Consider the following 18,094-nt stretch of genomic DNA (forward strand, 5'->3'; position numbering starts at 1 on the left):
GATCGAGACGTGCCGGCCCTGCCGGCCCTCTGTGGCGATCAGCCGTCCGAGGGCCCGGCGGCGTCCGCGGCGACGACGAGGACATGCAGGGTGCGCGGGCCGTGCACACCCTCGACGCGGTCCAGCTCGATGTCGCTGGTCGCGCTCGGTCCGCTGATCCAGGTGCTCGGTCGGCGCGGGTCGAGCGCGGCCACCGCGTCCGGCACCCCGGGCACGATCTGGTCGGTCCGCACCACGCAGACGTGCAGGTCCGGGACGAGCGTCGCCGCGCGGCGGCCCTGACCGTCGCCGTGGTCGAGCACGATCGTCCCGGTCTCGGCGATGCCGAGCGCTGCGGTGGTCAGCACCCCGTCGCAGCGGTCCAGCTCGGCCACCGCGACGTCCGGGCCGTCGCGCACCACCTCGATCCCGTCCGGGACCAGCGCGTCCGGGAAGCCGGGAGGCACGAGGACGCGCAACGGGCCGCTCGCCGACAGCGGGGTGCGGCCGCGCAGCGCGGCGGCGACGAGGCCGGGGGCGGTGGCGGTGGTGGCCCGCTCGACGACCGCGCGGTAGTCCGCCACCTGCTCGGCGAACAGGTCCACGACCTGCTCGTGGGTGCGGTCCCGGGCCGGTTCGGGCCGGACCACGGGGACGTCGACGGCGGGGTCGACGTCGGGTACGTCGGCCAGTGCCCGCCGGGCCCGGCCGAGGATCGCCTCGCGCGCGTTCACCGCGACTGCTCCTCCTCGCTGCGACCGCCGTCGGTGCGCGCCCACCACTGCCGGAACGACTCGCGGGCCGGGACCGGCACGTCGCGGGAGTCCGACCAGGCTCCCGCCGGTCCGGGGACCGCACCCAGCACCGAACGGCCGCCGGGTGCGGTGCGTCCCAGCTTCGCCGCGAGCCGCCCGCCCAGCCCGGCGGCCCGTTCCGCGGCGGCGGTGCGCGACGGTGTCGAGAACGCCCACGACGCCGCCTTCATCGCCATGTCCTGCACCGACGGCACCCGCGAGGCCCGCTTGTGCGCGTCCACGACCTGGGCGCGCAGGTGCACGAGCACCTCGGGGATGTCGATGCGCACCGGGCAGACCTCGAAGCACGCGCCGCACAGGCTGGAGGCGTAGGGCAGCGAGTCGGTCTGCGCGTCGTTGCCGACCCCGCGCAGCAGCGGGGTGAGGATCGCACCGATCGGGCCCGGGTAGACCGAGCCGTACGCGTGCCCGCCGGTGCGCTCGTAGACGGGGCAGACGTTCAGGCAGGCCGAGCAGCGGATGCAGCGCAGCGCCTGCCGCCCGGTCGGATCGGCCAGCACGTCGGTGCGGCCGTTGTCCAGCAGCACCACGTGCACCTCCTGCGGCCCGTCCCCGGGCGTGACGCCGGTCCAGGTGGAGGTGTAGGGGTTCATCCGCTCACCGGTGGACGAGCGCGGGAGCAGCTGCAGCATCACGTCCAGGTCCTGGTGGGTCGCCAGCACCTTCTCGATGCCGACCACCGACACCAGCACCTCCGGCAGGGTCAGGCACATCCGGCCGTTGCCCTCGGACTCGACCACGGCCAGCGTGCCGGTCTCGGCGACGGCGAAGTTCGCCCCGGACACGGCCACCCGCGCCCGCAGGAACTTCTCCCGGAGGTGGGCTCGTGCCGCCGCCGCCAGCCGGGCGGGCTCGTCGGTCAGGTCCGCGGGTGCCGGCCGGCCGGCCCGGCCCATCTCGCGCAGGAAGATCTCCCGGATCTCCGCGCGGTTGCGGTGGATCGCGGGGACCAGGATGTGGCTGGGCAGGTCGTCGCCGAGCTGGACGATCAGCTCGGCCAGGTCCGTCTCCCACGCGCGGATCCCCGCGGCCTCCAGCGCGCCGTTCAGGTCGATCTCCTGGGTGGCCATCGACTTGACCTTGACGACCTCGTCCGCGCCGTGCCTGCGGGCGATGTCGACGACGATCGCGTTGGCCTCGGCGGCGTCGCGGGCCCAGTGCACGGTCGCGCCCGCCGCGGTCAGCGAGCGCTCCAGCTGCTCGAGGTAGTCCGGCAGGTGCCGCAGCACCCGGTTCTTGATCGCCTCGCCCGCCAGCCGCAGCTGCTCCCACTCGTCGACCTCGCCGACCACCCTCGCCCGCTTGGTGCGGATCGTGCCGGTGGCGTGCGCCAGGTTCCGGCGCAGCTGGGAGTCCTCCAGCGCGGCCTTCGCCGCGGTGGGGAACGCGGGCGTGCCGAGGAAGGTGCCACTCACCTCGCCACCTCCCGCCCCTGCGGCAGGTCGGTCCCCGGGCTCCGCTCGTCCGCCGCCCGGCCCGCCGAGGAGATCACCGGCTCCGTCTGGGCCAGCACCTCGGCCAGGTGCATCACCCGCACGCCCGACCGCTGCCGGGACAGCAGCCCGCCGACGTGCATCAGGCAGGAGTTGTCCCCGGCGACGAGCACCTCGGCCCCGGTCTCCCGGACGTGGCGGGCCTTGTCGTTGCCCATCGCGATCGAGGTCTCGGCGTTCTTCATCGCGAACGTGCCGCCGAACCCGCAGCACTCCGCGGCACCGGGCAGCTCGGCAAGCGTCAGCCCGCGGACCGCGCGCAGGAGCCGGGTCGGCCGGTCGCCGACGCCGAGCATCCGCAGCGAGTGGCAGGTCGGGTGGTAGGTGACCCGGTGCGGGAAGTACGCGCCGACGTCCACCGTCTCGAGCACGTCGACCAGGTACTCGGAGAGCTCGTACACCGGCGGTGCCGCGGCCACCGCGCGGACCAGGCCCGGGTCGCCGGAGCGCTGCGCGACCAGGCCGTGCTGGTGGCGCACCGAGCCCGCGCAGGACCCGGACGGGGCGATGATCGCCTCGCACCCGGCGAACGCGTCGAGGTGGTTGCGCACCAGCGGGACCGCCTCGTCCAGGTAGCCGGTGTTCACCATCGGCTGCCCGCAGCAGGTCTGCGCGGCCGGGAACTCGACGTCCACCCCGAGCCTGCGCAGCACGGTGACGACGGCCTTGCCGGTGTCCGGGAACAGGGCGTCGTTGATGCACGTGATCATCAGACCGACCCGCGTCATGCCGCCTCCGCGACGAGCTGTGGTGGGTGGAGGAGCTCGGTCCGACCACGGTAGCCATCGATCAGGACGCGGGACGCAGGAGGTCCGCGAGCTGGTCATCCGTCCTGAGGAGGAGCGGGGGACCGGCCCGCAGCCGTCGGCGTCCCCGCAGCCGCCCGCGTCGCGTCCTGCGACCAGGCCGCCCACAGGTGCGCGTACCGGCCACCGGCCGCGACGAGCTCGTCGTGGGTGCCCCGCTCGACCACCCGGCCCGCCTCGAGGACGACGACCAGGTCCGCGGCGGCCGCCTGCGTGAGCCGGTGCGCGATCACCAGCCCGGTCCGGCCCTCGAGCGCGACGGCGGCGGCCCGTTCGAGCTGCCGCGCGCCGGAGCTGCCCGCCTCCGCGGTGGCCTCGTCCAGCACCGCCACCGGCCGGTCGGCCAGCACGAGCCGCGCCAACGCGAGCTGCTGGGCCTGCTCGACGGTGAGGCCGGTGCCGCCGGCCCCCACCACCGTCGACAGGCCGGACGGGAGTCCCTCGGCCCAGCCGAGCGCACCGACGGCGTCGAGGGCGGCGCGCAGGTCGTCGTCGGTGGCGTCCGGGCGGGCGAGCCGCAGGTCGTCGGCGAGCGGCCCGGCGAAGACGTGGACCTCCTGGGTGATCAGCGCGACGGTCTCGCGGATGCCGTCGGCCCCGAGCTCGGGCAGGGGCGCGTCCCCGATCCGCACGGTTCCGGCACGGGGCGCGTGCACGCCGGCCACCAGCTTCGCCAGCGTCGTCTTGCCCGCACCGCTCGAGCCCACCAGCGCGACCGTGGTGCCGGGGTCGACCTCGAGGTCGACGTCGTCGAGCACGAGGTGCCCGTCGACGTAGCCGAAGGACACGCCCTTGACCGTGATCCCGGTGTCGGCCGGGCGCGCGGCACGCGCCGGCGCCGGTGCCTGCGGGAGGTCGGCGACGCCGACGATCCGGGCGAGGCCGGCACCCGCCGACTGCACGGTGTCCAGCAGGAACAGCACCTGGTTGACGGGCGTGAACAGGTTGATGAAGTACAGCGCGGCCGCCGTGGCGGTGCCGATCGTGGCCGTGCCGCCGCGCACCAGCAGGAAGCCCGTCGTCAGCACGGCGGCGGCCCCGACCAGCTCGGCGCCGTTGAGCCGCCCGAAGAACCGGGTCTGGAAGCGCACCACCTCCATCGCAAGGTGCACCACCTCGGCGGAGCGGGCGCGGACCAGCCGGGTGTGCTGCGCGGCGAGCCCGAACGCCCGCACGGTCTCGACGCCGCCCACGGTCTCGAGCAGCTGCTGCTGCTGGGCGCCGCCTGCGCGGCGCTGCGCGGCGTAGAACGGGCCCGACCGGCGCAGGAACCAGCGCGCCGTCGCGGCCTGGATCGGCACCGCGAGCAGGGCCGCGAGCAGGAACCGCCAGTCGAGCACGGCGAGGCCGACCAGCGTCAGCAGGATCATCAGGGCGGCGCGGGCGAAGTCGGGCACCGCGTGGCGCACCGCGTCGCCGACCAGGGCGATGTCGGTGCTCACCCGCGATGTCAGGTCGCCCGAGCCGGCGGCTTCGATCTGCTCCAGAGGCAGCCGCAGCGCGCGGTCGACGAACCGCTCGCGCAGCGCGGCGAGCATGCCCTCGCCCACCCGTGCCACCAGGCCCACCCCGACCACGGCCAGCGCGCCCTCGACCACCGCGACGGCCACCAGCGCGAGCACCGGGCCCGTGACCGCGTCCGCGCCCTGCCCGGTGGCCGCGATGTCGACGACCCGGCCGAGCAGCGGCGCGGTGAGCAGCGCGCTCGCCGCCGCGGCGACCAGCGCCACCAGCGCGGCGAGCGCCCGTGCCCGGTGCGGGTGCAGCAGCTCGCCGAGCACGGCGAGCACCCGGGCGCCGGAGGTGACCGGCAGGAGCGTCCGCTCGTTCACGCCAGCTCCACCACCCGGTCCGCGGCACCGAGCAGCGCGGGGCTCGAGGTCACCACGATCGTCGTGCGGCCGTCCCGCATGCGCCGCAGGCCGGCTGCGATCTCGGCCTCCGTGACGGCGTCGACCGCGGTGGTCGGGTCGTGCAGCACGAGGACGATGGCGTCCGCGGCCAGTGCGCGGGCCAGCGCGATGCGTTGCCGTTGCCCACCGGACAGGGCGCTGCCGTGCTCGGCGACCTGGGTGGCGTCGCCGTCCGGGAGCACGTCGCTGACCTGGTCGGCGCGAGCGGCCCGCATCGCCTGCTCGACCCGTTGCCCACCGGCGGCGACGTTCTCGCGCACGGTGCCGGCGAACAGCCGGGCGTCGTGCGTCGCGACCAGCACCCGTGCCCGTGCCGCGCCGAGTTCGGCGGCGGCGAGGTCCACGCCGTCGAGCTCGATCGACCCGGACGCGGGCTCGACCTGCCTGCCGAGGCACGCGAGCAGGGTGGTCGCCGCCGCCGGATCGCGCGACCGCACCCCGAGCAGCTCACCGGGCGCGACGTCCAGGTCGACCCCGTGGAGCGGCCCGCAGTGCAGCCCCCGGACCGTCAGCCGCCCTGGCCCGTCCGGCAGCTCACCGCCGCCGCCGTGCACCGCGGCGGGAGCGGACAGCAACTCGGCGATCCGGGTCGCCGATGCCCTGGCCTGCGCGAACCGCGCGCTGACGCGGCCGAACACCTGCAGCGGGCCGAGCAGGAACTGCGCGAGCCCGACGGCGGCGACCAGGCCGCCGATCGAGATCGCACCGTCCGCGGCGAGCCGGCCGCCGACCAGCGCCACCAGCGCGAGGAACAGCCCGTTGGCGATCAGCACCGCTCCGGAGTACTGCGCCTGCGCGCCGGTGGCCCGGAGGGTGGCCGCCAACGCGTCCTGGCTGGTGGTGGCGTAGCGGGAGACGGCGGCCGGTTCGGCGCCGATCCCCTTCAGCACGCGGATGCCGGCGACGAGGTCGGCGGCCACCCCGGAGGCGCGGGCCGCCCGTTCCTGCTCCGGGGCGCTGCGCCGCTCGAGGGGCCGGCCCAGCAGGTGCACGAGGTAGAGCAGCGGCGGGGTGCCCAGCAGGACCAGCAGCCCGAGCGGCACCGACGTCCGCAGCAGCGAGATCGCCGCGACGACCAGCGCCGCGACCGCCGCGAGACCCATCGGGAGGGCGAACAGGGAGACCCCCACCCGCTTCGCGTCGGCCACGGCGACGGCGGTGAGCTCGCCCGGGAGCCGCCCGTTGTCGGCCCCACCGGTGGGATCGAGCACCCGGTCGGCCACCAGGTGGCGCAACCGCTGGTCGGTCCGCACGTCGGCGAGCCAGGCGTAGCGCGCCCCGAACCGGTAGCAGGTCGACAGGAACGCGAAGTCCACGGCGAGCACCGCGAGCCACAGCACGAGCGCGCCGACGTCGCCGGTGCCCACGGCGCGGTCGATCACGACCCCCACCAGGACGGGGACCAGCGCCTCGCCCACCTGGTGGCCGCAGAGCAACAGGGTTGCGGCAGCGATCGCACGACGCTGGTCGCGGAAGGAGCCCGCCACCACCGCACGACCAGCGAGCACTTCCGGCACCCGGTGAGGCTACCCTCACCTGCCCGTCAGGCGGCGTGCCGGTAGGCCGGGTAGTCGAGGTAGCCGGCGTCGCCGCCCTGGTACCACCTCGCCTGGTCGTCCGCGGCGATCGGCAGGTCCGCGCGGAGCCGCTCCACCAGGTCCGGGTTGCTGATGAAGGCCCGGCCGAAGCTGATCAGGTCGGCGCCGAGGCCGAGCCAGCGGTCGGCGGACGTGCGGTCGGTGCGGTCGGTCCCCATCGGGAACGCGGGGTTGACGATCAGCGTGCCGTCCCAGACCTTGCGCAGGCCGACGAGCGTGTCCTCGTCGGTGGTCGCCTCGAGGTGGACGTAGGCCAGGTCGAAGCGGGCGAGCTCGGTCAGCAGGGCGGTGTAGAGCTCGGGCACCTCGGTGTCAACGGCTCCCCACAGCCCGGCGCCCGGCGAGAGCCGGATACCGGTACGCCGGGCGCCGACGGCGTCGACCGTGGCCTCGACGGCCTCGACGGCGAACCGGATGCGGTTCCCGATTCCTCCGCCGTACCGGTCGGCGCGCAGGTTGGCGTTGGAGGACAGGAACTGCGCGATCAGGTAGCCGTTCGCGCCGTGGAGCTCGACCCCGTCGAAGCCCGCCTCGACCGCGTGGCGGGCCGCGGAGGCGAAGGAACGGGCCTGCTCGGGCACTTCGGCGGTGTCCAGGGCGCGCGGGACCGGCGCCGGCTGCGGGCCGGTCGGGGTGAACACCTCGCCGACCGCCGCGACGGCCGACGGCCCGACGGGCTGCAGGCCGGTGGTGTCGGGGTGCGACACCCGGCCGCCGTGCATCAGCTGGGCGACGATCCGGCCACCGTTGACGTGCACGGCGTCGGTGACCGGGCGCCACGCGGCGGCCTGCTCCGCGTTCACGAGCCCCGGGGTACCGGGGTTGGACTGGCCGACCCGGTTGGGCTGCACGCCCTCGGAGACGATGAGACCGGCGCTGGCGCGCTGCGCGTAGTAGGTCGCCATCGACGACGTCGCCCGGCCGTCGGCAGTGGCGCGGACCCGGCTCATCGGGGCCATCACCACCCGGTTGGGCAGCGCCATGTCGGCGAGCTGGTAGCGGTCGAACAGGGTGGTCACGGGACTGCTCCTCCTCGGTGTGCGCACCCGAACCCCCGGGTGCTCCGCTACGCTAAAACCTCACACCGACGTCAGAGGCAATGTCGTATGCCGCAGATCACGGGAGGAGTCCGCCGGTGCGGATCGGAGAGCTCGCGGACCGGGCCGGGGTGAGCGTGCGGTCGCTGCGCTACTACGAGGAACAGGCGCTGCTCACCAGCTCCCGCAGCCCGAGCGGGCAACGCCACTACTCCGAGGACGCGGTGGAACGCGTGCGGTTCCTGCAGCGCCTCTACGCGGCCGGGCTGTCCAGTCGCACCATCGCCGAGCTCCTGCCCTGCGTCGACGCTCCCAGCACGGACACCACCGACGCCGCCTTCGACCGGATGGTGCAGGAGCGCGACCACCTCACGGCCCACATCGAGGACCTGGCCCGCACCCGCGACGCGCTCGACGAGCTGATCGCGGCCAACCGCAACCACCGGGCTGCGCTGGCCTGACCGAGGTGTCGAGCCGGCTCAGGCCGTCACGGGGTCGTCATGCCCCCGCCCGCGATGGCCGTGGCCGCGACCGCGCGCATGCGGCGCAGCAGCCGCGACGTCACCGGCCGCACCAGCGGGTGCTGGCCGCCGTTCGCGGCCGCCGCCTCCCGCCACGCGGCCGCGCGCGCCTCGAACGTGGCGGCGTCGCCGAGCTCGACGCAGTCGAGGGTGTCGTCGTCGAGGTCGATGACGATCGTGTCGCCGTCCTCGATCAGCGCGATCGGGCCGCCCAGCGCGGCCTCCGGGCCGACGTGGCCGATCACCAGGCCGACCGAGCCGCCGGAGAAGCGGGCGTCGGTCATCAGGGCGATCGAGATGCCCTTCTGCCGGCACAGCGCGGTGATCCGGGACGTCGGGTCGAGCATCTCCGGCATGCCCGGCGCGCCGCGCGGCCCCTCGTAGCGGATCACGACCATGTCCTGGTCGGCGAACACGTCCGGGGTCTCGATGAGGGCGCGCAGCAGGTCCTGCTCGCTGTCGAACACCCGCGCCCGGCCGACGAACCGGTTGTCGACGATCCCGGTCTCCACACCGGCCAGCTTGATCACCGCGCCGCCCTCGGGCGCCACGTTCCCCGACAGCAGGCGCAGCCCGCCGGTCGGCTTGAACGGCGTCGACACCGGGTGGACGATCTCGCCGTCGGGCGCGGGCGGGTCGATCCGGGCGACCTGCTCGGCCAGCGTCTCGCCCGTGCACGTCATCGGCGAGCCGTCGAGCACGCCGGCGTCCAGCAGTTCCTTGACGATCACGGGCAGACCGCCGACGGCGTCGATGTCGACCATGCTGTACTTCCCGAACGGGCGGGCGTTGACCAGCACCGGCACCGTGCGGGAGAGCTGGTTGAACTCCTTCTGGGACATCACCTGGTTCCAGAAGTCGATGCCCGCGGCGCGCGCGATCTCCGGCGCGTGCAGCACCACGTTGGTCGAGCCGCCCACCGCGATGGCGACGATCGTGGCGTTGCGGAACGCGGTGGGGGTGGCGATGTCGCGGGGGGTGATCCCGCGCTGCGTCATGATCTCCAGGCAGTCGACGACCTGCTCGGGGAACACCTCGGTGCGCCGCGGGTCCTCGGACGCGGGAGACACCATGTGCAGCGGCTCGAGCCCCAGCAGGGCGATGAACGACTGCATCGTGTTGTAGGTGAAGATGCCGCCGCAGCTGCCGTAGCCGGGGCAGGCGTTGCGCGCCCAGCGCTCGCGCTTCGCCAGGTCCGGGTCACCCGCCACCTGGAAGCAGCTCACCAGGTCGATCGTCTCGCCGGTGAGCGGGTCGGTGCCGGGGCGGATCGAGCCGTCCGACAGCACCACCGCGGGCACGTTGCGCTCCATGATCGCGGCCGTGGCCCCGACCGGCGGCTTGTCGCACGCGACGACGGCGACCACGCCGCGGATGTCGCTGCCCTCGAAGTGCAGGGAAAGGCCGTCGTTCGTGGTCTCGCGACCGATGAGCGAGTACCGCATCTGCGGCGTGCCGTTGCGCTGGCCGTCGGAGATGCCGCCCGAGTAGTTGGGGGCCAGCAGGCGCACCGGCAGGTCGCGCTCGGAGATCCGGCGCCCCATCGCCGCGTGCACGGCCTCGACCTTCTCGTTCACGCCCACGTAGCAGATGCTGTCGCCCAGCGTGCCGACCACACCCCACGGCGCCCCGTGGATCCGGTCGACGTCCTGCCCCAGGGCCTTCGCGGTGGCCACGGCCTGGCAGTCCTGACCCGGCTGCCAGACGTCCTGGCCGTTCGCCTCACTCATGGGTCCATTCTCCCGGTTCAGCGGGACCGGCGGACGCCGACCCCCGCTTCTACCCGGTGTCGGGCGAGGAGTCGGGCCCGAGCCACGGGGCCTCGACGATGCCGGCCCCGATGGCCGCCGCAACGCGCCGGATCCGCTCCGGCCGCCAGGTGGGGTACCGCCCGGACATGTCCGGAACAGGCAAGGGACGTGTCCGACGCAGGAAAGACCCGCCGCCCGCCTTCGCCTTGACTCTCCTGCGACGCCACGACGCCGTGGCGCAGCGCACTCGCAGAGGAGCAGCCCATGTCGAAGGAACCGGGCACGAAGGAACCGGGCACCGAGTTCTGGCGCGATCTGAAGCCGATCGCCAACGCGTTGAAGCCCGACGCGCAGCCCGAGGTCTTCCACCAGTCCGCGCCGATCGACGACGAGCGGTACTACGTGCCGCTGACCGAGACCGTCGGTTCCCGGCCGTTGTGGATCTCACCACGGGACAACCGGTGGGCCGACGTCCTGTGGGCGAGGTCGGCGGGGCTGGTGAACCGGCACTACCACCCGCACGAGGTGTTCGCCTACACGATCAGCGGCACCTGGGGGTACCTGGAGCAGCCGTGGACGGCGACGCAGGGCTCCTTCGTCTACGAGACGCCGGGGGAGGGGCACACGCTCGTGGCGTACGAGTCCGACGAGCCGATGCGCTGTTTCTTCGTGGTCAAGGGCCCGCTGATCTGGCTGGACGAGAACGGCGACAGCGCCGGGCACTTCGACGTGCACGACTACCTCGCGCTGTGCCGCGAGCACTACGAGAAGGTCGGGATCGGCGCGGACTTCGTCGAGACGCTGATCCGCTGACATGGACCAGTCGGTTTCCGCCCCTGCCGGCTACCGCCCGCCGGCCCGCGGCGGCCGCTACGAGAACGTCCTGCTCGCGGTGCTGTTCAGCACGTTCGGGTTCGTCTTCTTCGACCGGCTGGCGCTGAACTTCCTCACGCCGTTCTTCAAGGACGAGCTCGGCCTGACCAACGCCCACATCGGCCTGCTCGGCGGCATCCCGGCGCTGACCTGGGCGGTCGCCGGGATCTGCGTCGGCTTCCTGTCCGACCGGCTGGACCGGCGCAAGCCGCTGCTCGTCGCGGCGATCGTGACGTTCACGCTGTTCTCGGCGCTGTCGGGGTTCGTGGGCGGGCTGGCGAGCCTGCTGCTGTTCCGGGCGCTCATGGGCGCGGCCGAGGGGGCGGTGCTGCCGCTCGCCCAGCCGATGATGCTGCACTCGTCCACGCCGCGGCGGCGTGGGCTGAACATGGGGCTGCTGCAAGGCTCGTCGGCCGGTCTGCTCGGCGGGATCCTCGGGCCGATCGTGACGGTGTGGCTCGCGGAGTCGTTCGGCTGGCGCGCCGCGTTCTACGCGACGGTGGTGCCGGGGCTGATCATGGCCGCCCTGGTGCTCACGCTGGTCCGGGACCTGCGGCTGCGGCACCCGGCGACCGTGGCGATGGACGCCGACGTGCCCGACGTCCCCAGCGCGGGCGGGCCACGCGCGGCGCTGCGCAGCCGCAACGTCGTCGTCTGCCTGGTGATCGCGATCTTCTACCTGACCTGGTTCACCACGACCCAGACGTTCACGCCGCTGTACCTGGCGGAGGTGAAGGGCTTCGACCCCGGTCAGCTGGGCTTCGTACTGAGCGGCATCGGGGTGGCCTGGGTGCTCTGGGGCGCGGTCGTGCCCGGCATCTCCGACCGCATCGGTCGCAAACCCGCCATGGTCGGGTTCTCGGCGCTGGCCGCCCTGTCCCCGCTGGCGATCATCGGGATCGACGCCCCCGGCCTGCTGTTCGCCGCGCTCGTGCTCACCTACACCGGCCTGGGCTGCTTCACGCTGTTCATGGCCACCATCCCGGCGGAGACGGTGCCGCGGGCGGTCATGGCCACGGCGCTCGGTCTGATCATGGGCGTCGGCGAGGTCGTGGGCGGGTTCGTCGCACCGGCGCTGGCCGGTCGACTGTCGGACGCCTTCGGGCTCGACGCGTCGATGCTCATCTCGTCGGGCGCGGCGGTCGTCGTGGTGCTGCTGAGCCTCGCGCTGGTCGAGACTGCGCCGGCGCGGAGACGGGGAACGGCCGGATGAGGGCGGTGCGCTGGCACGCTGCAGGCGACGTCCGGCTCGAGACCGTGGAGCTGCCCCCGCCCGGACCCGGCGAGGTGCTGGTGGCCGTCGCCTACTGCGGCATCTGCGGCAGCGACCTGCACGAGGTGGCGGACGGCCCGCACGCGATCCCGGTCGGGCCGCCGCACCCGCTGTCCGGGGCGGTGGCCCCGCTGACGCTGGGACACGAGTTCTCCGGCACCGTCGCGGCGCTCGGGCGAGGCGTCGACGGGCCGGCCGTGGGTGCGCTCGTCGCCGTCGAGCCCAACTACCGCTGCGGCCGGTGCACCGCCTGCCGGGATGGTCGCTACGAGGTCTGCGCCGGGTTCGGCTTCGCGGGGCTCATGGGCGACGGCGGGCTGGCCGAGTACGCGCTCGTCCCGGCGTACATGGTGCGGGCGCTGCCCGCGGGTTTCGACCTCGCCGCGGCGGCGGTGCTGGAGCCCGCCGCGGTGGCGTTGCACGGCATCCGCCGCTCGACGTTCGCGGCGGGGCAGGCCGCGCTCGTCGTGGGGCTCGGGCCGGTGGGCCTGCTCGTCTGCGCGCTGCTGCGCGAGGCCGGCGCGGCCGTCGTCGTCGGGGTCGATCCGGTGCCCGCGCGGCGCGACCTCGCGGCCCGGCTCGGCGCCACGGCAGTCCTGGCGCCGGACGAGGACGTCCTCGCCGTCGTCCGGGAGCTCACCGGCGGCGACGGCGCGCACGTGGCGTTCGAGGTCGTCGGCGCGCAGGCCACCGTGGACGCCGCGCTGGCCGGCCTGCGGACCGGCGGCGAACTGCTGCTGCTCGGCCTCGTCGACCGGTTGACGCTGCCCGCGTTCGACATGGTCAACGCCGAGCAGCGGCTCACCACGAGCGTCGGCTACCGCGACTGCCACGACGAGCTGATCGCCCTCGTGTCCGCCGGGCGGCTCGACCTGGCCGCGCTCGTCACCGACGTCGTCGCGCTGGAGGACGCCGCCGCGGCGCTGCGGGCGATGGCGACCGGTGGCAGCGACGGGGTCAAGACGCTCGTCCGGTGCGGGAAGGAGGCCGGATGACCTGGCCTGCCGGGCAGGGCACCGGAGTGCTCGCCGCCGTGCTGCCCGTGGACGGGGGCTACCTCACGGCGTGAGCGCCAGGTACCGTCGGCCGCCGCGAAGCCCGGCCACCGGAGGTCCCGTGCCCGCTGCGACAGTGCTGTCCTCGGTCTCGACCACGGCCGTCGACGCCCCCGACCGGCTGGCCTTCTGGGAGCACTACAACGCCGAGGCGCTGGTGGGGTTGACCTGCTCCACCTATGCGATGGAGGGGTTGGTCGCGCGCCAGCTCAACCTCGACCTCGGTGGGTTCCGGGTGGCCGACATCGCGGGCAACCGGCACGTGATCGAGCGCGCGCCCGCGTTGGTGCGCGCCCGCCCGAAGGACGCCACGTTCGTGACGCTGCTGCTGGAGGGCGAGGCGTTCTTCTACCACGCGGACGGCTGCCTCACGCTCGGCGCGGGCGACGTCATCGTGTACGAGACCGACCGCCCCTACCTGTTCGGCTTCGGTTCGGCGATGCGGCAGCTGCTGGTCGACGTGCCCCGGCCACTGTTCCTCGAGTGGTGCGGCCCGGGCATCGACCGGCCGCTCACGGTCCCGGGCGACGGACCGGGCCCGGCGAGCCTCACCGCGCGGGCTCTGCGGGAGACGCTGCTCGGGCTGGTCGACGACCCGGCAGTGTCCCCGGACACCGTCCGAGACCAGCTGCTCGACCTGCTGCAGACGATGACCACCGGCCGGGGTACCCCGAGCGGCACCTCCCGGCTGCTGGCCGCCAAGGCCCACATCGCCGAGCACCTCGCCGAGCCGAGTCTGTGCGCCGACTCGGTGGCCAGGGCCGTCGGTGTGACGCCCCGCCACCTCAACCGCGCGTTCGCGACCGAGGGCACCACCGTGGCGCAGTACGTGCAGGGCAGGCGGCTGGACAGCGCCCGGGTCGACCTCACGGCGTCGTCGACGGCGCACTACCGCATCGCCGACATCGCCTGCCGGTGGGGCTTCGCCTCGCAAGCGCACTTCACCAGGCTCTTCCGGGCGCGCTTCGGCTGCACGCCCTCCGACGTGCGGCGCGGCGCGGCCGAGCGGGGCTGAGCGACGCAGACCACCTCGGAGCATTGCTGCACTGCGGCCTGGTATCTCACCTTCCGTCGCCGGCGGTTGAGCTTTTCGGTGAGCCGTTGATCCGGGGCGCGACCTGGCTCGGGACCGGACCGGAATTGTCAGGGGTCGAACATGAGTTCGAGACATGACCAGCGTGGCAGACCTCGTGGACCGGGCAGTGGCACTGCCGCCGGGTCCTGGGTTGGCTGCTGCGCTCGGCGAGTTGGCGTGGGAGTCGGTCCCGAACGCGCGGCTGGTCGAGGTCGTGCAGGCCCGGTCGCGGCAGTTGGCGCATGACCAGGCGGAGCTGCTGGCGGGGCTGGTGGAGATCGCGCACGCGGTCGCGGTGGCCGACCTGCCCCGCACGCGGTCCGCCGCTCGGGCCGGTGGCCGGGCCGCTGCGGAGGACGCACCACCACCACGGACGAGACCCCCGAACGTCACAGGTCGACGAGCCCCCGTTCTGATTCGTCCACGTCCAGGACGAACCGGTAGCGCACGTCGTTGCGGCGCAGGCGCTGCATCGCCTCGTTGACCTGCGACAGCGGAACGGTCTCCACGTCGGCGGTGATGCCGTGGCGCGCGCAGAAGTCGAGCATGTCCTGGGTGCCGGGGGTCCCCGCGCTCCCGGCGGAGGCGAGGCTCTTGCGGCCCACGAGCAGGCTCATCGGGTCGACCGACCACGTGGCGGGGATGCCGAGGACGCAGAGGGTGGCGTCCATCCGCAGCGCGCGCAGGTACGGCGAGGGGTCGTGGTCGGCGGATGCGGTGTCGAGGATGAAGGAGAAGCGGTCGTTCTGGGCGGCCATGGCCGTGGCGTCCGTGGAGACGATCACCTCGTCGGCGCCGAGGGCGAGGGCCGCGTCCTCCTTGCCGGGGGACGTGGTGAACACCGCGACGCGGGCGCCGAGCGCCTTCGCGAACTTCACGGCGAGATGCCCCAGTCCGCCGAGACCCACGACGCCCACGGTGGAGCCGGGACCGACCTCCCACCGGCGCAGCGGCTCCCAGACGGTGGCGCCCGCGCACATCAGCGGCGCCGTTCCCGCGGGGTCGAGGCTCTCCGGGAGGTGGTAGACGAACCTCTCCCCGGCGACGTACTCGCCCGAGTACGCACCGCGGGTGGGGGTTCCGTCGTGGCGGTCGGTGCCGCCGTAGGTGGTGGTCGGGAACCGCGCGCAGTAGTTCTCCTGCCCCGCCCGGCAGGAGCCGCACTCCCCGCACGAGTCGACGATGTTGCCGACCGCCACCGCGTCCCCCACGGCGAAGCGGGTCACCTCGTGGCCGATCTCGCTGACGGTGCCGACGAACTCGTGGCCGGGAACGAGTGGCGCGTCGCCGGCGTGGAACGCGTCGACGGCGTGGATGTCGCTGTGGCACAGGCCGCAGTGGGTCACGGCGATGGCCACGTCGTCGGGCCGCAGGTCGCGGCGGTCGAACTTCCAGGGAGCCAGGTCCTGACCGGGTACCTGCAGGGCGTAGCCCCAGGTCGAGCGCATGGGAACGGGCCTCGGTTCTGTCTCGGGGGGCGGGTCGGTCAGCGCTGTGCGCGTGACGGGGAGGAGGGCGCCGCGGTGGCCGGGGAGCCGGTGCGGTCGTGGGCGAGCGCGGAGAGCAGGGTGAGCGCCTCGTGGTCCTGGCTACCGGGGGCGGCCGTGTAGACGATCATGGTCTGTCCCGTGGAGCCGCCGACGTCGAAGGAGTCGTAGGTGAGGGTGAGGTCGCCCACGAGCGGGTTGCGGAACCGCTTGGTACCCGCCCGGCAGTGGCGCACGTCCTGGCGGGCCCACATCTGTCCGAACGCGCGGCTCTTCAGGGAGAGCTCGCCGACGAGGTCGGTGAGGAACGGGTCGTCGACGTCGGTGCCGGCGAACGCGCGCAGTCCGGCGACCGTCTCGCGCCGCACGGCCTCGAGCTCGGGGTAGGCGTCGGCGGTCCCGGGATCGAGGAAGACGTCGCGCAGCAGGTTGCGCCCGGTGGCCAGCCCGGAGTGCAGGCACTGCGCGAGGGGGTTGGCCGTGAGCACGGTGAGGTAGCGGTCGACGACTGCGGCGGGGGTCTGCGTCATCGCGTGCACGAGCACCTCGACCGATGGCCGGACCGTCGCGCGGTGCGTCGGTCGGCGGCGCCGCCGGGCCGGCCGGGTGAGCGCCTGCATGTGCCGGACCGCGTCCTCGTCGAGCTGCAGGACCCGGGCGAGCGCCTCCAGGACCTCCCGCGACGGGTGGCGGTCGCGGCCCTGTTCCAGCCGGACGTAGTAGTCGGTGCTGATGCCGGCCAGCAGCGCGAGCTCCTCGCGGCGCAGCCCCTGCACCCGCCGCGGGCCACCCGCCTCGAGCCCGACGTCGGCGGGGCCGACCTGCGCTCGCCGGGCGCGGAGGAACCCTCCCAGGCCGGCGTCGTCCGTGGTGCTCATGCATTCACCGTAAGCGGCGACCGGGACGTGAAGGTGGCCCTGCGACCCCCAGGTACGACCGGGAGCGCGGTCAGGAGCGCGCGTCGTCCCGGACGGTGATCGCCGCTGCCGGGCAGCCTGCTGCCGCGTTGCGGGCGGCCTGCCGGCTCGGCGCCGGCGGCGCGGGATCCAGCAGCTCGACGATCGCGTCGTCGTCGCGCTGGTCGAACACGTCGGGGGCGGTGAGCACGCACTGCCCCGAGCCGACGCACGTGTCCTGGTCGACCTCGATCTCCATCGGTCCCTCCTGCGGTCGGTGGTGGTGCGTCACCAGGTGACGGGCAGGCTGCGCACGCCGCCGGTGAGGTGGTCGGTGCGGACGTCGAGCGCGTCCAACCCGACCGCGAGGCGCAGCCGGGGCAGCCGCCGGGCGAGGGTGGCGAACACCGCGCGCAGCTCGGTACGGGCGAGGCTGGCGCCGATGCAGAAGTGCGGCCCGTGGCCGAAGCCGACGTGGCCGCGCTCGGTGCGGTCCGGGTCGAAGGTCTCGGCGTCGGCGAAGACCGCGTCGTCCCGGTTCGCCGAGTTGATGGACAGGATCAGCGCGTCGCCGCGGCGGATGGTGACACCCGACACCTCGACGTCGGTGTGGGCGTAGCGCAGCAGCCCGAGATCGCCCGGGGCGCCCAGCCGCATGATCTCCTCGATCACGGCGTCGATGCGGCCGTCCGGGTCCTCGGCCAGCGCGTCCCACTGCTCGGGGCGGGTCAGCAGGAACAGCGTGCCCAGGCCGATCCGGTTGACCGTGGTCTCGTGCCCGGCGAACAGCAGGCCGACGCAGAGGCGGACCATCTCCGGGTAGCCGAAGCTCTCGTCCTCGGCCTGCGCGCGCACCAGGTCGGTGATGACGTCCTCGCCCGGCTCGGCGCGCTTGCCCTCGGCCAGGCCCGCCATGTAGCGGCCGAACTCGGTGCGGGCCTCGTTCGCGTCCTCACCGGAGAAGGTGGCCATCCGGTCCGACAGCGATCGGAAGAGCTCGCCGTCCGCCTCCGGCATCCCGAGCAGCCGGCAGATCACCGCCACCGGCAGCGGGAAGGCCAGCTGCGCGTGCAGGTCGACCCGTCCGTCGGGGGACGCGGCGTGGGCGGCGACCATCTGGTCGACGTAGCCGTCGACGAGCTCCTGGACGTGCCCGGAGAGCAGGCGCATCCGCTTGGCGGAGAAGGCGGGGGTCAGCAGCCGGCGCATGCGCCGGTGGTCGGACTCCTCGGACTCGTAGTCGCCGGTCGGGCCCTCCTGCACCGCGGCCGTGCTGATCCGCGACGCACGCTCGGGCTCGGGGTGCGAGCGGCCGAACCGCGGATCGCCGAGCAGCTCGCGGACCTCGGCGAACCGGGTCACGAGCCACGCCGGGTCGCCCGCGGGCGTGATCACCGGCGCGATCGGCGCCTCGCGGCGCAGCACCTCGTAGAACGGCGCGAGGTCGAGGAGGTTGGGGCGGGTGAACGGGAGCTGCGGGCGTTCGGCGGCGAGGGTCATCGATCGTCCTCCTGGGGGTCGG

The 18,094-nt window shown here is 74.1% G+C and carries 16 protein-coding genes; 5 read left to right on the plus strand and 11 right to left on the minus strand.

Translation table 11 applies throughout. From position 1 onward, the window contains the following. Positions 1-38: 38 nt before the first annotated feature. The 6 genes from FB558_RS21175 to FB558_RS21200 all read right to left on the minus strand — a co-directional run bounded on the left by FB558_RS21175 (position 39) and on the right by FB558_RS21200 (position 7,623). Positions 39-713, minus strand: coding sequence for a LutC/YkgG family protein (locus FB558_RS21175; protein ID WP_142056058.1), 675 nt, complete (start codon positions 711-713; stop codon positions 39-41). After that, positions 710-2,209 (minus strand): lactate utilization protein B, encoded by a 1,500-nt coding sequence (locus FB558_RS21180; protein ID WP_142056060.1) that lies wholly within the window; start codon positions 2,207-2,209, stop codon positions 710-712. Before FB558_RS21180 ends, FB558_RS21175 begins: the two co-directional genes overlap by 4 nt. Continuing rightward, positions 2,206-3,015, minus strand: a complete 810-nt coding sequence (locus FB558_RS21185; RefSeq protein WP_142056062.1) for a (Fe-S)-binding protein — start codon at positions 3,013-3,015, stop codon at positions 2,206-2,208. Before FB558_RS21185 ends, FB558_RS21180 begins: the two co-directional genes overlap by 4 nt. 95 nt (positions 3,016-3,110) lie before the next feature. Then, positions 3,111-4,925, minus strand: coding sequence for an ABC transporter ATP-binding protein (locus FB558_RS21190; protein ID WP_142056064.1), 1,815 nt, complete (start codon positions 4,923-4,925; stop codon positions 3,111-3,113). Then, a complete protein-coding gene (locus FB558_RS21195; RefSeq protein WP_246106643.1) occupies positions 4,922-6,523 on the minus strand; it encodes an ABC transporter transmembrane domain-containing protein in 1,602 nt (533 codons plus the stop codon). The genes FB558_RS21190 and FB558_RS21195 overlap by 4 nt, the downstream gene beginning before the upstream one ends. 26 nt (positions 6,524-6,549) lie before the next feature. Further along, on the minus strand, positions 6,550-7,623 hold the full coding sequence (locus FB558_RS21200; RefSeq protein WP_142056066.1) for an alkene reductase: 1,074 nt from the start codon (positions 7,621-7,623) through the stop codon (positions 6,550-6,552). A gap of 116 nt (positions 7,624-7,739) precedes the next feature. Here FB558_RS21200 and FB558_RS21205 point away from each other — a divergent pair, with 116 nt between their 5' ends. Next, positions 7,740-8,102 carry a MerR family transcriptional regulator gene (locus FB558_RS21205; RefSeq protein ID WP_211366719.1) on the plus strand — a complete coding sequence of 121 codons (363 nt, stop codon included), beginning with the start codon at positions 7,740-7,742 and terminating at the stop codon, positions 8,100-8,102. Between the two features lie 26 nt (positions 8,103-8,128). On the opposite strand, the gene FB558_RS21210 is transcribed toward FB558_RS21205, so the two are convergent. After that, positions 8,129-9,892 carry a dihydroxy-acid dehydratase domain-containing protein gene (locus tag FB558_RS21210; protein ID WP_142056069.1) on the minus strand — a complete coding sequence of 588 codons (1,764 nt, stop codon included), beginning with the start codon at positions 9,890-9,892 and terminating at the stop codon, positions 8,129-8,131. 285 nt (positions 9,893-10,177) lie between these two features. Here FB558_RS21210 and FB558_RS21215 point away from each other — a divergent pair, with 285 nt between their 5' ends. The 4 genes from FB558_RS21215 (at position 10,178) to FB558_RS21230 (ending at position 14,129) form a co-directional block, all read left to right on the plus strand. Further along, complete coding sequence (locus tag FB558_RS21215) at positions 10,178-10,726, plus strand: 2,4'-dihydroxyacetophenone dioxygenase family protein (protein ID WP_142056071.1); 549 nt, start codon at positions 10,178-10,180, stop codon at positions 10,724-10,726. A 1-nt stretch (position 10,727) separates the two neighbouring features. Further along, the gene (locus FB558_RS21220) at positions 10,728-11,999 is read left to right on the plus strand and encodes an MFS transporter (protein WP_142056073.1); all 1,272 of its coding nucleotides are present in this window, start codon (positions 10,728-10,730) and stop codon (positions 11,997-11,999) included. After that, complete coding sequence (locus FB558_RS21225) at positions 11,996-13,054, plus strand: alcohol dehydrogenase catalytic domain-containing protein (protein ID WP_142056075.1); 1,059 nt, start codon at positions 11,996-11,998, stop codon at positions 13,052-13,054. The genes FB558_RS21220 and FB558_RS21225 overlap by 4 nt, the downstream gene beginning before the upstream one ends. A gap of 121 nt (positions 13,055-13,175) precedes the next feature. Beyond that, positions 13,176-14,129 (plus strand): helix-turn-helix domain-containing protein, encoded by a 954-nt coding sequence (locus FB558_RS21230; RefSeq protein ID WP_170231444.1) that lies wholly within the window; start codon positions 13,176-13,178, stop codon positions 14,127-14,129. Positions 14,130-14,578: 449 nt separating this feature from the next. Here the strand turns inward: FB558_RS21230 and FB558_RS21235 are convergent, their stop codons facing one another. From FB558_RS21235 to FB558_RS21250, 4 genes are all read right to left on the minus strand, one after another. Further along, the gene (locus FB558_RS21235; protein WP_142056079.1) at positions 14,579-15,637 is read right to left on the minus strand and encodes an NAD(P)-dependent alcohol dehydrogenase; all 1,059 of its coding nucleotides are present in this window, start codon (positions 15,635-15,637) and stop codon (positions 14,579-14,581) included. Positions 15,638-15,675: 38 nt separating this feature from the next. After that, the gene (locus FB558_RS21240) at positions 15,676-16,554 is read right to left on the minus strand and encodes a helix-turn-helix domain-containing protein (protein WP_142056081.1); all 879 of its coding nucleotides are present in this window, start codon (positions 16,552-16,554) and stop codon (positions 15,676-15,678) included. 70 nt (positions 16,555-16,624) lie between these two features. After that, positions 16,625-16,831, minus strand: coding sequence for a ferredoxin (locus FB558_RS21245; protein WP_142056083.1), 207 nt, complete (start codon positions 16,829-16,831; stop codon positions 16,625-16,627). A 29-nt stretch (positions 16,832-16,860) separates the two neighbouring features. Further along, on the minus strand, positions 16,861-18,072 hold the full coding sequence (locus tag FB558_RS21250) for a cytochrome P450 (protein WP_142056085.1): 1,212 nt from the start codon (positions 18,070-18,072) through the stop codon (positions 16,861-16,863). Positions 18,073-18,094 lie beyond the last annotated feature (22 nt).

The organism is Pseudonocardia kunmingensis (assembly GCF_006716445.1).
Lineage (GTDB): Bacteria > Actinomycetota > Actinomycetes > Mycobacteriales > Pseudonocardiaceae > Pseudonocardia > Pseudonocardia kunmingensis.

Bases quoted from the DNA above. Each gene is read 5' to 3' on its own strand.
- FB558_RS21185 (WP_142056062.1), bottom strand. From the start codon at position 3,015: ATGACGCGGGTCGGTCTGATGATCACGTGCATCAACGACGCCCTGTTC.
- FB558_RS21235 (WP_142056079.1), bottom strand. From the start codon at position 15,637: ATGCGCTCGACCTGGGGCTACGCCCTGCAGGTACCCGGTCAGGACCTG.
- FB558_RS21225 (WP_142056075.1), top strand. From the start codon at position 11,996: ATGAGGGCGGTGCGCTGGCACGCTGCAGGCGACGTCCGGCTCGAGACC.
- FB558_RS21250 (WP_142056085.1), bottom strand. From the start codon at position 18,072: ATGACCCTCGCCGCCGAACGCCCGCAGCTCCCGTTCACCCGCCCCAAC.
- FB558_RS21210 (WP_142056069.1), bottom strand. From the start codon at position 9,892: ATGAGTGAGGCGAACGGCCAGGACGTCTGGCAGCCGGGTCAGGACTGC.
- FB558_RS21215 (WP_142056071.1), top strand. From the start codon at position 10,178: ATGTCGAAGGAACCGGGCACGAAGGAACCGGGCACCGAGTTCTGGCGC.
- FB558_RS21240 (WP_142056081.1), bottom strand. From the start codon at position 16,554: ATGAGCACCACGGACGACGCCGGCCTGGGAGGGTTCCTCCGCGCCCGG.
- FB558_RS21220 (WP_142056073.1), top strand. From the start codon at position 10,728: ATGGACCAGTCGGTTTCCGCCCCTGCCGGCTACCGCCCGCCGGCCCGC.
- FB558_RS21245 (WP_142056083.1), bottom strand. From the start codon at position 16,831: ATGGAGATCGAGGTCGACCAGGACACGTGCGTCGGCTCGGGGCAGTGC.